The sequence below is a fragment of the uncultured Dokdonia sp. genome, assembly GCF_937910895.1.
Classification (GTDB): Bacteria; Bacteroidota; Bacteroidia; order Flavobacteriales; family Flavobacteriaceae; genus Dokdonia.
In genome coordinates, this window is record NZ_CALEMI010000066.1 from 57,021 (window position 1) to 73,290 (window position 16,270).

The following is a 16,270-nucleotide window of genomic DNA, read 5'->3' on the forward strand; positions in this document are numbered from 1 at the left end:
GTGGTGAGTCTTTGAGATATTAGGAAATTAAAATGATTAAGAATTTATAGAGTGTATGAAGAGTAAATACCATTTTCGGTTTGAAGATTTGAATGTGTATCAGAAGGCTATTCAGTTTTGTGAAGCCGTAAATACTCAAATAGATACTTTCCCACAAAAAGAAATATACAGGCTATCTTCTCAATTTATTAGAGCAGCAGACTCTATCGCTTTTAATATAGCAGAAGGGTCAGGAAGTACAGATGCAAACTTTAATAGATATTTAAAGATGGCTTGGGATAGTTCTCCCGAATGTGTAGCTGCATCAACCAAAGCAAGATTAAGAGGGTATATTGATGTTGATACTGACGAATTGAATAGGCAACAATTAACAGAAATTGGAAAGATGATATCATCACTCAGAAAACATTTGAAAAAATGAACAGTAGCCCTTTATAACAAATTTACGACTCACAGGCTCATCAATCATAAACTCACCACTCACAAACCCAACACGAACTATGGATATACAATTACTAACAGCAGTACTCATAGGCATTAGTGTCCTGCTATTTTTAATACTCCGATTAAAATTTCAGGCATTTATAGCATTATTGATTACGTGTATTGTGGTGGGGGTCATTGCTGGTATGGAACCCAAAACCATTCTGGATAGTGTAAAGAACGGAATGGGAGGAACGCTTGGTTTTGTAGCGACGGTGGTAGGTCTTGGAGCACTTTTTGGAGCTATATTAGAACGATCAGGTGGCGCACAACAATTAGCACTCGCTATGCTAAAACTTTTTGGCGTGAAGAATGCGCATTGGGCAGTTATGCTTACTGGGTTTTTAGTAGCAATCCCTGTATTTTTTGATGTAGCGTTTATTATTCTAGTTCCGCTGATTTATGCGTTGCAAAAACAAACGAAGAAGTCATTGCTTTTATATGCGATTCCCTTATTAGCTGGACTTGCCATTACGCATACGTTTATTCCACCCACGCCAGGACCTATTGCTGTTGCAGATATTTTGGGAGCAGATCTAGGCTATGTCATTATTTTTGGATTTATAGCAGGCTTACCAGCTGCGATCATTGCGGGACCACTACTCGCGAAACGTTTGTCAAAAACGATGCATATTGAGACTCCAGAGGATATGGTGACTACGACAGCGATTCCTGAGAATGCGCCTTCGGCAGTGACAATACTACTTATTATAGCGATTCCCATTCTTCTAATTGTTTGTAATACGGTATTGGGAAGTCCGCTTTTTGATCAGGACACCTTACCAGTGTGGCTCAGCTATGCTGCTGGACTATTAGGGCATCCATTTGTAGCCCTTATTATTGCAAATTTGGTCGCTTGGTATGTGTTAGGAATTAACAAAGGGTTTTCAAAGCAACAGCTATTAGAGATCTCTACAAAGTCACTGTATCCTGCGGGTGTGATCATATTACTTACGGGAGCAGGTGGCGCGTTTAAACAAATTTTGATTGATACAGGCGCAGGCGAAATGATCGCAGCATCATTAAGTGGCGACTTCTTCCCACCCGTTGTATTTGGATTTCTCGTCGCGGCTATTATACGCGTTTTGCAAGGGTCGGCGACGGTGGCGATGATTACGGCTGCGGGAATTACGGCTCCGTTGTTACATCAAATAAGTAATGGTGACGAAGTCTTACTTTTTACGCAACCACAATTAGCAGTACTTGTCATTGCTATTGCTTCTGGGGCAACTGTATTTTCGCATGTAAATGATAGTGGTTTTTGGTTGGTCAAACAATATCTCGGACTTACAGAAAAAGAGACGTTTCGATCTTGGACGATGATGACAACGCTGATAGCGATTGTTGGTCTTGTGGTTTCTACGCTATTATGGTATTTGGTGTAGGTATGCTTTCGCGAAAGCGTATATTGGATTTGTCGAAATGCGAAAGCACATATTAAATGTATCGAAGTGCGAAAGCGTAAACTATCAGAATCGTTGCTAGAAAATCAATAACAGTATGTACTTTTATGTACTAGAAATAAATTAATAATGGATGTTGGATGCGATTTCCGACTTCTCGAAAATATAAAAACAGCATGAACTTTCACACACGTAAATGGATAAAACCTGAAGATTTGAATCCTAACGGAACACTCTTTGGCGGTAGATTATTAGAATGGATAGATGAAGAGGCGGCTTTGTATGCGATTATTCAACTTGAAAATCCGCGTACAGTTACGAAGTATATGAGTGAGATTGATTTTCGCGCAAGCGCAAAAAAAGGAGATATTATAGAGATTGGTATTGAGATTGTAGCCTTTGGTAGCGCTTCTCTAACCTTGCAATGTGAGGTGCGTAACAAGATGACACGGGAGGTAATCATTACCATAGAACGTATTGTGATGGTAGGACTTGATGAAGAAGGGAAGGCAAAACCTCATGGTAAAACAGAGGTCGAATATGTAAAGGATCGTATAGTAGACTCCAAAAAATAAGAGTAGTTATCTTTAGGTATAGACAGGTAACTATGATCGGGAATACCTTATTTTTTAACATATCGTTTTACATTTAGACATAACTAAACGAACCATACCATGTCTAAATCAGTACTTGTGACTTTCCTCTGCTGTTTTTTTATAATTTCCTGTTCTAACGACGATAAAGTAGCGCTTACTAATGCCGAAGATAGAGAGATAGGTGCTTATGTGCGAACTACAGAAACAGTGAATGCCGATTTCTCTATTCATAATCCAGCCGATATTTTTAGGGTAGAATTAGAAGTACACGATGAGCAAAATGGAGCGTTATTAGAAGCAATAGAAGTATATCTTACCTACAAAAAAACGGGAGCATTACCTTCAAATGAGGTGTTATTAAAAACACTTACTAGCGATGTTTTTGTCATCGGGCAATTCGGAAAACCAATAAGTCCGCTTACAGTTTCTTTCGAAGAGGCTTTAAGTGCTTTTAATCTTACTATGGCAGATATGTCCTGTAAAGATCAATTTGAGGTTAGGATTAACCAAAAGTTGACAGATGGTCGTTCTTTTACGACAGGGCAATCAAGCTCTAAAATTCTTGCAGCAGATGATTTTTGGAGTTCGCCGTTTTGCTACACAATTAATGTGATAGATCCTATTGCAGAAGATATGTTTACAGGTTTTTATTTGCTAGAAAGTGTTCTAGATGGGCCTTTAGGTCCCACTTTTGGAGAGCCTCAATTGGTGGAAGTATATAAAGGTCATTCTACTAATGTACGTGAGATGCGATTGCGCCATCGGTTATCTATTGAACAGGAACAACCTCGAATTTTCAGATTTACAATCGTTTGTGATGAAGTTGTTTTTAGTAAAGATTTATTGTCCAGTAAAATAGGTTTTTGTGATATGGATCCCGCTATATTGTTAGGACCCGATACAGAAAATGCCGCTATAGATTCAAATGATGATACGGTATTTGAGTTATGGTTTGTAGAAGGATATCTTGGTTTTGATGGTAATTGTGGTTTTGGAACAGCACCTTCTAGAATTAAACTTTCTAAACAATAAAGGATCGAGATGACACTATGGATAAGTTAAATTTTATCGGTACGTACGTTTATGAGTAGTGATATTAATATATTTAATAAAATAACCAACCCAATGAAAAATAAATACTTGCTACTCCTATTTATGGGAGGATTGCTCTCTTGTAGCAATGATGAAAAAGCGATTGAAGTTGTTACCGAAGAGGTAGAAAGAGGTGCTGTTATTAGAACTTTAGCGATCCATAATATGGATTTTGATATCAATGATCTACAAAGTACGTTTAGTATTGATGTGGAGGAAATGGATATTGAAGATGGCGGTTTGTTAGAAGAAGTAGAAGTCTTCGTGCAGTTCAAAGATAATACGCCCGATAATGGAAATACAATAGTTTCCAATACTTTAATAGAAATAATTCCTGCGTCAGTATGGATTACGGGATCAAATGGGCTCCCTAAAACATCTCTTATATACACCTATGAAGAGCTTTTAACCGCTAGCGGATTAACAGTAGCAGAAGTTGCCGTGAAAGATCAATTTCTAGTTAATCTCAATTTAAAATTGACAGATGGTCGTGTCTTTAATGCGTCCAATGCGAGTTCTATTATACTCGCCTTTAACACCTTCTTTAGTTCTCCATTTTGTTATACGATTAATATGATAGCACCTATCCCAGAAGATTTTTTTACAGGAATGTATCTTATGGAATCTACACTAGATGGTCCTAATGGACAGACCTTTGTAAATGAATTTGGACAACCCTTTCCCAACGGAACTATTGTAGAAGTTATTAAAGGGCATTCTACCAATACAAGAGAATTTAGAGCATATCATAATTTGCATCATATAGGTCTTGAAGCTCCCAGACGTTGGGAGTTTACAGTGGTAGACAACCGTATCGTTATGGGGAAGAATCAACTCTCCTCTCCAGAAGGGTGGTGTACACGTAATGCAGCACCCACTTTACTAGGTCCAGATGTCGTACCTGGAATAGCAGATCCAAATGATGATACTGTTTTTGAATTATGGTTTGTTGAGGGGTATTTAGGATTTGACGGTAGTTGTAATTATGGAACCGCACCTTCTAGATATCGATTTTCTAAACAATAATCTATAAATAGAGACCTATTATACTGAGCGTAAAAGAATATTTTCTGCTTTTAAAACGCAACCTTTTGGGTAATTATAGATAGTTAAGTGTATAGACTAATAAAAATTGAAAAAGATGAAAAGAAATATAATAACCCTCACGATTGTGCTATTCACCTTATTAGGATGTAGTTCCGATGAAAAACCTATAGATGTTTTTTTAAATGCACCTAAAGGCGCCTTGCTTATAAATACAGAAATTGGCAATGACAATTTTATAATGACAGATTTAGAAAGTGAATTTTCTGTAGAGGTCAGAGCAAATGACCAAGAAAAGGGGAATTTCTTTGATTTCGTTAGAGTGTATATCAGCTTTAAGAGTAATACTTCCAACGGATTAAATAATAGGGATGAGGTTCTTTTAAGAGATATCCCAAGATCAGAATTTTATACTGGTGAGTTTGGTAGACCCCGCACATTATTAAATTATAGTTTCCAAGAAGCACTTGATGCGTTTGGACTAACTATAGGTGATGTTGCTCCAGGTGATCAATTTTATATTCGTCCAGATATGCACTTAAAGGACGGACGAATTATAGGATATGCTAATAGAAGTCCAAGTATCATAGCTGATTTTTGTGAATACTCTCCTTTTTATTATCAAATTAATGTCATCAATCCTATTCAAGATTTTTTATACACAGGAACTTACAATTATGAAGTTATTACGTCATCTAGTATGGAGGCAGTGCCACCATCTGGTGTTACCACTATTATTAATGGAGATCACGCCAATCAAAGACGTTCTAATTTTTTAGATTTTACGGTAGCTGGTGACTTTATATTACCAGATATTTATCAGGAACGTGGCGGCGTATGTCGTTTTGGAGGAGGGATTGTTTTTTGGGGACCTCAGGAAACTAATTTCGGGCTTTTAGATCCGCTGGATGATTCTGTTTTTGAGGCTGATTTTGTCATCGGATATGATGGTTGGACAGGAGGAGATTTATCGGGTGATCCTATTACAGTAACGTATCGATTTTCTAAACAATAGTACACTTTCGCGAAAGCGTATAAAGAATATATACAATTGCTTTTTGTCCATATTCCATAGAAATTATCTCTAAAAGATATGCTTGAAGATATAACGATGTCAAACAATAATTAACCAACTAAACGTATATCCTATGAAAAAAATTACATTTATTATCCTTAGTGTTGTTTTATGTATTTCTTGTAATGACGAAGAAAAAGCAATCGAAATTGTTCTAGAAGAAGTAGATAGAGGCGCTGTACTTCGTACTTTACGTTTTAATAATGGCGAATTTGAAGTAAATAGCCCAGAGAGTACTTTTAGCTTAGATATAGAAGAGCAAGATATAGAAGAAGGTGGGCTTTTAAGTACGGTTGATGTTTTTGTATCCTTTATAGATAATACCCCTTCGGGAAATTTGGTTTCAACACAGCGAGTATTACTCGAAACATTGACACCAGATAATTTTACTTCCAACGGATTTGGACTCCCTAACATTACTTTAGAATATAGTTTTGCAGCGCTTTTGGACGCGACAGGTTTGACGATAGATCAAACTAATTGTAAAGATCAATTTCGTTTGGATTTGGATCTTAATTTGTCTGATGGTCTCACGTTTAATCTTAATAATTCTTCAGGAACAGTTGTAAATGCGAACGGATTTTTTAAATCTCCTTTTACATATTTAATTAATATTGTAGAACCTATTCCTTTAGACCAATTTACTGGTATATATGAGTATACAAGTGTTCAAGACGGTTTTTTTGGGCCTACGTATGGAGAAGAGGGATTGGTCACTATACGCAACGGACATTCTAATAACGTTAGGATTATAGATATAGGTGCATCAAGTTCTACATTGGAAATTGAGTTTAGCGTGGTATGTGATGCAACGATTGTGACGAGATACCAAAGGATTGGTTTTGGCTGTACGCTTGATCAATCTAATAGAATTTTAATCGGACCAGATGCAATTGCTGTGACAGCAGATCCAAATGATGACACTGTTTTTGAATTACATATCTTAGAAGCATTTGAAGGATTTGATGCAATGTGTAACTTTGCAAATACGCCTTCTAAAATTAGGTTTTCTAAACAATAGTACGCTTTCGCGAAAGCGGATAAAAACATATAAAATTGTTTTGAATCATATTTCTAATAAAGTATTATCAAGAGCTATTCTTGCAAGTATAAGGGTATTAAAACAATAATAAACTATCAAACTTGTATCCTATGAAAAAAATCATTTTTAGTGTCCTTAGCCTTATTTTGTTCATTTCTTGTAGTGAAGATGACAAAGCTATAGACACGGTATTTCAAGAGATAGAACGTGGCGCTATACTCCGTAATATAGATCGAGTATCCCCTAATTTTGATCGCACAGATCTTCAAAGTGCATTTATTGTTGTATTAGAAGAACAAGATCTGGAAGAAGGTGGGATTTTTGATTTTGTAAGATTATATCTTCAATTTAAAGATAGAACTCCAACCAACGGAGATAATAGTCAATTAGAAATCATATTAAAAGACATTCCAAGTACTGATTTTCAAACAGGAAGTAACGGATTGCCAGTGGGCACTATAGAAGTAGTATATCAAGAAGCTATAGATGCACTTTTGTTAAATTCTGAAACAATTCAGGCGGGCGATCAATTTGAATTACGTGCAGAAATACATCTTACCGATGGACGTACGTTTAGTACAGAGAATGGAAGCGCCTCCATTCTTACGGATGCTTGCTTTTTTAAATCTCCGTATCGATATGTAATCAATGTCATTGATGAAATTGATGCTGATTTATTTACAGGAATTTATAACTATGAAATTGTCGAAGGAGAATTATCATCCTTTTTTGGTGTTGGAAATAATGGAGTTGTTTCTATTACAGCGGGTCCTACTCCTAATGTTAGGAGAACAAGTATCATAGCAGAAGGGCTAGAATTTACCATTGCAGGCACAAATGTCTATGCTAAAATATATCAATCCTTTAATCTCTTTTGTAGAGACTCTGCCTTTCATGTTCTTACAGGACCCGACGAACAAAGCTTTGGCCAAATTGACCTCATTGATGATACCGTTTTTGAATTAGATTTGGTTTTTAGTTATGAAGGATGGGGAGGAACCGCTAATTTTGATACTCCAGAAACAGTGAAATTTCGCTTTTCAAAGCAATAGCAAGTATATTGTAGGTTTAAATGTTAATATTTATGTAAACTATTGTTAAGTATTTTGTAATTCATACCTTGTATAGGTACTTAGAATCATCAAATCAATAGTTTTATCAATGAAAAAAATTTTACTCCTTAGCTTATTGCTAAGTTTTTGTTTTACAACAAACATACACGCCCAAAAAAGAAATAAAAAGAAAAAGAAAAACACTTCAGAAGTAGCCGCAATTCCAGATAAGAAAAAAGATAAAGATGCGATAAAAGATTATAAAGATGTTGTTACAAAAGAAGCTGTAACAGATAGTGGTCTTTTTCAAGTACATCGTGTTAAAAAGTCATATTTATATGAAATTCCTTTTTCTGTACTAGAAAAAGATATGCTTTGGGTAAGTCGTATTGCCCAAATTCCTTCAGGATTAGGTGGTGGTTTTTTTAATGCAGGTTCAAAAACAAATGAGCAAGTAGTCCACTGGCAACGCTATCAAGATAAGATTTTACTTAAAATAAAATCCTATGAAAATATTGCAGATAGCACCAAAGCCATTAGTAACTCTGTACGTGTAAACAACTATGAACCTACGTTGTATGCATTTGATATACAGGCATTCAATGCAGATTCTACAGCAGTTGTGATAGATGTCACCAAACTTTTTTCTACAGACGTCAAAGCGATAAGTGGTTTACCAGCACGATTACGTAAGGATTACAAAGTAAAAAAGCTAGATGATTCTCGTAGTTTTATACATAGTGTGAAGAGTTTTCCGTTCAATATAGAGGTCAAACAAAACTTTACGTATGATGCTTCTGAACCACCAACAGCAGCTAGTTCAGAATCTATTAGTCTTCAAATGAATCAATCTATGATTCTTTTACCAGAAGAACCTATGCAACCTAGAATTGCAGATCCTCGCGTTGGTTTTTTTACAGTAAGTCAATATGATTACGGAAGTGAGGCTTTAAAAGCAGATGAAAAAACATATATCCGACGTTGGAAATTAGAACCAAAAGATCCAGAGGCGTATGCAAGAGGAGAATTGGTAGAACCCGTAAAGCCTATAGTATATTATTTGGATCCAGGAACACCAGAAAAATTACAGAAATACATAAAACAAGGAATTGAAGACTGGCAGAAGCCTTTTGAAACGGCTGGTTTTAAAAATGCAATCATTGCCAAAGATGCACCAACACCAGAAGAAGATCCTGAGTTTAGCCCAGAAGATATTCGCTACTCTGTAGTGCGTTATGTGGCAAGTACGACACGTAATGCAGTAGGACCAAGTGTGTCAGATCCTCGGAGTGGTGAGATTATAGAAAGTGATATTATTTGGTACCATAATCACTTACGGAGTTATAGAAATCGATACTTACTAGAAACTGGAGCCGCAAATCCAAGTGCTCGTACATTAAATACACCTGATGAAGAAATAGGAGAGATGATGCGTATGGTGATTGCGCACGAAGTCGGTCACGCACTAGGTTTTCCTCATAATATGGCAGCTAGTTATGCTTATGATGTAGAATCCTATCGAGATGGTAACTTCACACAAAAAAATGGAATTGCAGCCAGTTTAATGGATTATGCGAGATACAATTACATAGCACAACCTGGAGATCAGAACATACGATTTGTACGTCAGATGGGACCTTATGATCATTATGCTGTCAATTGGGGATACAGATGGTTACCAACAGCAACGTCTCCAGAAGCTGAGCTTCCTACGTTAAATAAATGGGTTTTAGAAAAAGCAGATGATCCTATCTATAAATTTGGACGTCAGTCAAGTCGTTTTGACCCACAATCGCAAACAGAAGGTATAGGCGATGATCCTATTAAAGCGAGTACCTACGGAATAAAAAACCTAAAATATGTTGCCGAGCATCTTCCTGAATGGACATCTGACCAGACTAATGATTATCAAGACCTAGAGGAATTATATGGAGAGTTATTAGGAACTTATAGTAGATATGTTGGTCATGTAGTTACCAATATAGGTGGCGTTTATGAAAATATTAAAAACCCAGATCAAGAAGGCGTTGTGTACACACATTTAGATAAAAACGCACAACAAGCCTCTATGAATTGGCTTCAGGAAAATCTATTTAAAACACAAAATTGGTTAGCAGATAAAGAAATCTTACAAAACATAGACCATGCAGGCTATTTTGAGCGTATGCGAGGGGTACAAGCACGTTATCTTAATAGTCTTTTAAGCTTTGATCGCATAGGAAGATTAATGGATGCCGAAACGATCAATGAAGATTATTACAGTGCGTATGATATGTTATCTCAATTACGTAAAGGGTTATGGTCAGAAGCTTCAAGAGGGCAAAGTGTAGGTATTTATAGAAGAAATTTACAAAAATCGTATGTAGATAGACTCACTTATTTAATGACAGACAAAGGTCCTGAAAGAAGACGTGGAAGACCTGGGTTTGAAGGCACATTTGTGTATAATACAAGTACGTCGGATATCCAATCATTAATTCGAGGCGAGTTAACTACTTTACGTTCTATGTTAAGAACCGCAAAAAATGGAAATATCAATACGATTACAAAATACCATTACCAAGATGTAATCGCAAGAATAGAAGCTTTATTAGACCCTAAATAACCAATAGCTTCACTAGTAAAAAAGCTCTTAACAAAGGATTTGTTAAGAGCTTTTTGTTTTTACAATTACGTAGTAAAAATGTTTATTAGTGAAACACTGTTTTGTAAAGTCTGAAAGACGCCTATAAAAAGTTAGTTGAACTAATCCCGCTTTTTTCAGCGGGACCTATGGTTTAATACTTGACCCTTAGGTCGATTTTTAAGGGCTAGGGCTTTCCTTGGGTTTAATACCTTATTATTCTGAACAATCAAAATCAATGTCGAGGACTTCTAATCCATAGTTTTTGGCATCGTAATTAAAATGCCACCACTCAGTTCTAATAGGGGAGAATCCATTCTGCTTCATGACTTTCCATAAAATCGTACGATTAGCTTTTACAGTTTCGTTATGAGGGTGATCTATATGTGCTTCTTTCCCAAAATGATCATAATCACTTCCCATATCCAGTGGTGTGCCATCTAGTTTTACAATGGTCATATCTATAGCAGCACCTCTATTGTGAATGGAACCACTTTTATATGGATTTCCTACATACGAAGGATTCGGGTAAATTGCCCACATTTTCTTTTGTACAGAAAGAGGTCTGTAGCAATCAAAGAACTGAATTTTATATCCCAATTCACAAAAGTCATGATTGGCTGCTGCGATGGCTTCAGCGACTTCTGGCAACAGCAAACACTGTACACAATCATAAACTGTCGTTTTTAAAAAATTATCATCGGTAGCATATTTGACGTCATACGCATACGTTCCGCCGTAAGTTTCAATATTGACTAGTGGTGATTCTTGCGCATTTCCTATGTGTGCAAGTAGTAAAAAGCCGATTAAATAATGATATAAATTCATGGGGTTAAAGTACAAAAAATGAGAATGTGGTGGTATACGCTTTCGCGAAAGCGTAAAATTTCTTATTCTTGTTTTTGTTTTTGTTTTTAAAAAGATCTTATCTATGCAATATCCTGAGAATCCTACCGATTTGCCAAATGATTTTACACGTGTTCAAAATAGTTACATTCAAAAAGTTTTATTAGCAATTTCTGGATTACTGTTGTTCTTCATACTCTATTTTGGGATGGTTATAGGTTTTGGAATGCTTGCTTACTGGCAGTTTACGGAGTTTAAAAAACCAGAAGGAGACCTATTTAATCTGGCATTTGCAGTCGGCGCTTTTATGCTATTTTTATTTACCCTCAAATTTATTTTTAGATGGAATAAATACAAAGACAAGATTAGTGTGGTTGTAAAACCAGAAGACGAGCCTGAACTTTACGATTTTATTCATCGCATTGCCGAAGATGCAAAGGCACCTAAACCTAATAAAATCATTATTGATCATGATGTGAATGCATCGGTATCGTTTCACAGTACTTTTTTAAGTCTGTTTTATCCAGGGAAGAAAAACTTACGTATAGGATTAGCACTTGTTAATGGACTTAACTTAACCGAGTTTAAGGCAGTGATGGCACATGAATTTGGTCATTTTTCACAGTCTAGCATGAGGGTAGGGAGTTATGTATATATGACAAATTCCATCATTCATAATATGATTTTTGAACGTGATTATTGGGATCGAGCACTTGAAATATGGCGAAGCATCGATATACGTCTTTCTTTTATTGCTTGGATAATTACTCCTTTTGTATGGTTAATACGACAATTACTTTTTTTATTATATAAACTCTTAAATATTCTTCATGCGTCCTTATCACGAGAGATGGAATTTCATGCAGATAAAGTGGCTGTAAGCCTTACAGGAAGTGAAGCTATTGTCAATGCTTTATGGAAACTCGAAAAAGCATACGAGTCTTGGAATAAAACTTTAAGCTATACAGCAACAGCCTCTCAACAAAAAGTGTACACATCTAATTTATTTGTACATCAACAAGAAACACTTGATACATTGCAAGAAGATATAGAGAAAAGCATTCAGGAAAGAGAGACAGATACTTCAGGTCATCCTATTGTATTTAAAGAAGAGGAGACCTTTTCTTCTTTGAATATGTATGCTAGTCACCCGTCTAATAAAGATAGGGAGCAAAACGCTAAAAGTCCTTATATTACAGGAATTTTAGATACTTCAAGTCCTTGGAATCTTTTTAAAAATCCTAAACAAATACAAAGTACACTTACAAAAAACTTGTATGTCCATGCCATGGGATTAAAAGAAGAGGAGTATACCCCTTCATTAGATAAGATGACAAGTTTTATCGCAGAAGAAAAACAAACAGAACAAATTTTTGGAGAGGAGTATTTGGGTAATTTTGAACAACGTTATTTCATAGTACCCGATGCTGAAGAGCTACAACATGAAAATCTTTTTATGAATTTAGATGTACCACACATACATCTAAAGTTTACCAAACTCATAAAAGAACAGCTTGTTGCGCTTATGGTACCTGTAAAGGAGTATCAGGAAAATTATAAAAAACTAGTAGACATAAGCACGGGTGTTATAAAAGCAAAAGTCTTTGAATACGAAGGTACCGTTTATAAAAAGAAAAATTTTCAACTAGCGGGTGATCGGATTGAAAATGAAAAGCAAGCGTATTTTAAAGATTCTTTTAAAGAATGGGATAAAGCGTTATTTCACCTAAGTTATGTGGCAACCCCACAGGAAGAACGAAAGAAGCAATTAGATCGTTTCAAATTGATAGAAGTATTGCAACACAATTTAAAGAGTTTTGTAACCAAAAATATAACGATCATTTCAGAGTACCAGAGATTGGCAGACGCAGGAGACGTCACAGAAGGGGATATCTCAGCCTATGTAGTTCGCTCTAACGGTATAAAAAATATTTTTGAGGCGTCTCAAAAGCATTTAGAAGAAGCTCCCTTTGTATCTTTACCTAATATAGAAACCAAAGAAGAGTTGATACACATTTTGGTCACTGCTAATACACTAACTCCTATTACGGATAGATCGTTTAAAAACGGAGATTTTAATACATTTTTAAATACCATAGATTCTATTATATTTCATTATAATCGAATTATATTTAAACTCACCGCTGATGTATTGGCTCCTTTAGAGAGAATATCTGAAGAAGCAACCGCATAGCCATTACATCAATATATGATTGAATTTCCACATATCAAGACACAACGTCTAGCAGTCAAATTAAAATCAACTGCCGAAAAACTTGTTAAACAAGGTCATCCTTGGGTGTTTGAAGATAGTATTGCCAAACAAAATAAACCAGGGAATACAGGAGATATAGCCATTTTATTTGATCAACGTAAAGACAAAGTATTTGCTATCGGATTATATGATGTAGCATCGCCTATCAGAATTAAGGTCATCCATGCGACTCCGGCTACACTTGATAGTGCATTTTTTGAAGGAAAAATACAAATCGCATTTTCAAAAAGAGCTTCTTTGCTAAAAACAGATACGGATAGTTATCGTTTGATTTTTGGAGAAAATGACGGTTTTCCAGGGCTTATTGTAGATGTGTATCATGATGTGCTTGTTGTCAAATTTTATACAGGCATCTGGTTTCCGTATCTAGCGATGATTTTACCAGAATTAGTTCGCATATCTAACGCACAAACCGTTGTCGTCCGATTGAGTCGTAATTTACAGAAGTCTACAAAACATGGTTTTAAAGATGGGCAGGTGATTCATGGGGAGTTAACTTCTGAAGTTGTATATTTTAAAGAACATGGTATTCGATTTTCTGCAAATGTGATTCATGGTCATAAAACAGGCTATTTTCTAGATCACAGACATAACAGAAAGCGAGTAGGAGAGTTGTCTAAAAATAAAAAAATACTAGATGTATTTAGTTACGCTGGCGGTTTTTCTGTACATGCCCTTGCTGGAGGCGCTAGCGAAGTATTGAGTTTGGATATTAGTGCGCAAGCTCTAGAAGTAGCACTTCAAAATGGCAAACTCAATCCTAGTAAAGGTAAACATACGATCCTAGCAATTGATGCTTTTGTAGGTTTACAACAATTTATAGATGACCATAAGAAGTTTGATATTGTGGTCATTGACCCTCCTAGTTTTGCTAAAAGTGCTAGAGAGATTGAAAGCGCGAAACATAGCTATCATAGATTAGCAACTTTAGGGGCACAATTAGTAGCTAAAAAGGGTATTTTGGTATTAGCTTCTTGTTCCTCAAGGGTTACGGAACAACAATTTTTTGATATATCAGAACAGGGTATTGTAAAAGCACAACGAAAATTTAAACTCATTGATAAAACATTTCACGACAGTGATCACCCGATAGGCTTTCCAGAAGGCGCCTATCTTAAATGTGGTTATTATCGTTTAGATTCATAATTTAGTATCTTTTCATTCATGAAAAATCATATCTCTTACATCGTTATACTTCTATATCTGTGTGTAGGTTGTACACCTGAAAAAGCACAAATATCTATTCCAGTTGCAGCGCGTTCTTTGATTCCATATCCCAATGAAGTGATTCCCGCAGACCAAGGATTTCTTATAGATGCTAATACCACGATTTATGCTGGAACAAATTTAGAAAGTCAAGCAATTGCACAGCAGTTTTCCTCTCGTTTTACAAAAGCTAGTGGTATAACATTGGTGTCTGTAAACGAAAGTAAATTAGCTACAAACAGTATTCATTTTGTATTGGACAGTGCTGCAAAAGAAATTACAAATGATGAAGGATACCTGCTTAAAATCACTCCAGATCGTATGATTGTAAGAGCTAAAGCGATGCCAGGTTTGTATATGGGATTGCAAACGTTATTTCAATTATTGCCAGATGAAATTGAGCCAGACGCAATGCATACAGATATCGTATGGGGAGTTCCTGGAGTCACAATTAATGATGCTCCACAATACGCATACAGAGGAGCGATGCTAGATGTAGCAAGACATTTTTTTTCTGTAAAGGATGTCAAAAGATATATTGATTTAATTGCCAGCTATAAGATTAATAAATTACACCTACACCTCACAGACGATCAAGGATGGCGTATTGAAATTAAATCATGGCCAAAACTTACTGAAATAGGAGGCACAAGTGCTGTAGGAGGAGACCAAGGTGGATTTTATACACAAGCAGAATATAGAGACATTGTAGCCTATGCAAAACTACACCATATAACCATTATTCCAGAGATTGATATGCCAGGTCATACCAATGCAGCATTAGCATCTTATCCAGCATTAAATTGTGATGGGATAGCAAGACCTTTATATACAGGAATGAAAGTAGGTTTTAGTACGCTGTGCGTAGATAAAGAACTTACCTATAAATTTCTAGATGATGTTATTAGAGAGCTTGCCTCACTTACCGATGGGGATTACATTCATTTAGGAGGTGATGAGTCACACGTTACATCTAAACAAGACTACAATGTGTTTTTGACAAAAGCACAAGCGATTGTTAAAAAATATGGTAAAAATGTGATGGGATGGGAAGATATTCAAAGCGCTGGGATTTCTGATGAAACCATTATTCAGCATTGGACGAATGCAGATATTGCGACCTTAGGGGCTAAACAAGGCGCTTCTGTTGTACTCTCTCCAGCGCCAAAGACGTACCTTGATATGAAGTATTCCAAAGACACTAAGATTGGACTCACATGGGCAGGAGTAACACCTATTGATAATGCTTATGCTTGGAATCCAGCATCCTTGCTTAAAGATGTACCTGCTTCGCAAATCATAGGAATAGAATCGCCATTATGGACAGAAACGGTAGTTGATATGGAAGCGATAGAGTATTTGGCATTTCCGAGACTTATAGGTCATGCAGAACTTGGTTGGACACAAGAAAAAAACAGAAGTTGGGAATCATACCTAAAGCGACTTAAAAGTCATCAAAATCGACTAAAAATCAGAAAAGTAAATTATTATCAATCTCCACTTTTAGAATAATGAAATTAAATGATATTAGAG

General features: G+C 35.9%; 13 protein-coding genes. 12 read left to right on the plus strand and 1 reads right to left on the minus strand.

Features of this window, described 5'->3' with window-relative positions; genetic code table 11:
- Positions 1-55 precede the first annotated feature (55 nt).
- The 9 genes from Q0505_RS08115 to Q0505_RS08155 all read left to right on the plus strand — a co-directional run bounded on the left by Q0505_RS08115 (position 56) and on the right by Q0505_RS08155 (position 10,392).
- Entirely contained in the window at positions 56-421 is a 366-nt protein-coding gene (locus tag Q0505_RS08115; protein WP_299211163.1) for a four helix bundle protein, read from the plus strand.
- A 79-nt stretch (positions 422-500) separates the two neighbouring features.
- Positions 501-1,868 carry a gluconate:H+ symporter gene (locus Q0505_RS08120; RefSeq protein ID WP_299211166.1) on the plus strand — a complete coding sequence of 456 codons (1,368 nt, stop codon included), beginning with the start codon at positions 501-503 and terminating at the stop codon, positions 1,866-1,868.
- 194 nt (positions 1,869-2,062) lie between these two features.
- A complete protein-coding gene (locus tag Q0505_RS08125; RefSeq protein ID WP_299211169.1) occupies positions 2,063-2,461 on the plus strand; it encodes a hotdog domain-containing protein in 399 nt (132 codons plus the stop codon).
- A gap of 99 nt (positions 2,462-2,560) precedes the next feature.
- On the plus strand, positions 2,561-3,514 hold the full coding sequence (locus Q0505_RS08130) for a hypothetical protein (protein ID WP_299211174.1): 954 nt from the start codon (positions 2,561-2,563) through the stop codon (positions 3,512-3,514).
- 93 nt (positions 3,515-3,607) lie between these two features.
- On the plus strand, positions 3,608-4,600 hold the full coding sequence (locus Q0505_RS08135; RefSeq protein WP_299211177.1) for a hypothetical protein: 993 nt from the start codon (positions 3,608-3,610) through the stop codon (positions 4,598-4,600).
- A 115-nt stretch (positions 4,601-4,715) separates the two neighbouring features.
- Complete coding sequence (locus Q0505_RS08140; RefSeq protein ID WP_299211180.1) at positions 4,716-5,633, plus strand: hypothetical protein; 918 nt, start codon at positions 4,716-4,718, stop codon at positions 5,631-5,633.
- A 133-nt stretch (positions 5,634-5,766) separates the two neighbouring features.
- Positions 5,767-6,714 carry a hypothetical protein gene (locus Q0505_RS08145; RefSeq protein WP_299211183.1) on the plus strand — a complete coding sequence of 316 codons (948 nt, stop codon included), beginning with the start codon at positions 5,767-5,769 and terminating at the stop codon, positions 6,712-6,714.
- Between the two features lie 131 nt (positions 6,715-6,845).
- Positions 6,846-7,787 (plus strand): hypothetical protein, encoded by a 942-nt coding sequence (locus Q0505_RS08150; RefSeq protein ID WP_299211186.1) that lies wholly within the window; start codon positions 6,846-6,848, stop codon positions 7,785-7,787.
- 109 nt (positions 7,788-7,896) lie between these two features.
- On the plus strand, positions 7,897-10,392 hold the full coding sequence (locus Q0505_RS08155; protein WP_299211189.1) for a zinc-dependent metalloprotease: 2,496 nt from the start codon (positions 7,897-7,899) through the stop codon (positions 10,390-10,392).
- A gap of 234 nt (positions 10,393-10,626) precedes the next feature.
- On the opposite strand, the gene Q0505_RS08160 is transcribed toward Q0505_RS08155, so the two are convergent.
- Positions 10,627-11,238 carry a M15 family metallopeptidase gene (locus tag Q0505_RS08160; protein WP_299211193.1) on the minus strand — a complete coding sequence of 204 codons (612 nt, stop codon included), beginning with the start codon at positions 11,236-11,238 and terminating at the stop codon, positions 10,627-10,629.
- Positions 11,239-11,341: 103 nt separating this feature from the next.
- Here Q0505_RS08160 and Q0505_RS08165 point away from each other — a divergent pair, with 103 nt between their 5' ends.
- Genes Q0505_RS08165 through Q0505_RS08175 form a run of 3 tightly spaced genes read left to right on the plus strand, consistent with a single transcriptional unit; the run spans position 11,342 to position 16,249 of the window.
- Positions 11,342-13,450 (plus strand): M48 family metallopeptidase, encoded by a 2,109-nt coding sequence (locus Q0505_RS08165; RefSeq protein ID WP_299211196.1) that lies wholly within the window; start codon positions 11,342-11,344, stop codon positions 13,448-13,450.
- A gap of 15 nt (positions 13,451-13,465) precedes the next feature.
- Positions 13,466-14,677: a class I SAM-dependent rRNA methyltransferase gene (locus Q0505_RS08170; protein ID WP_299211199.1), complete on the plus strand. Its 1,212-nt coding sequence runs from the start codon at positions 13,466-13,468 to the stop codon at positions 14,675-14,677.
- Positions 14,678-14,695: 18 nt separating this feature from the next.
- Complete coding sequence (locus Q0505_RS08175; RefSeq protein WP_299211202.1) at positions 14,696-16,249, plus strand: family 20 glycosylhydrolase; 1,554 nt, start codon at positions 14,696-14,698, stop codon at positions 16,247-16,249.
- The last annotated feature ends 21 nt before the right edge of the window (positions 16,250-16,270 follow it).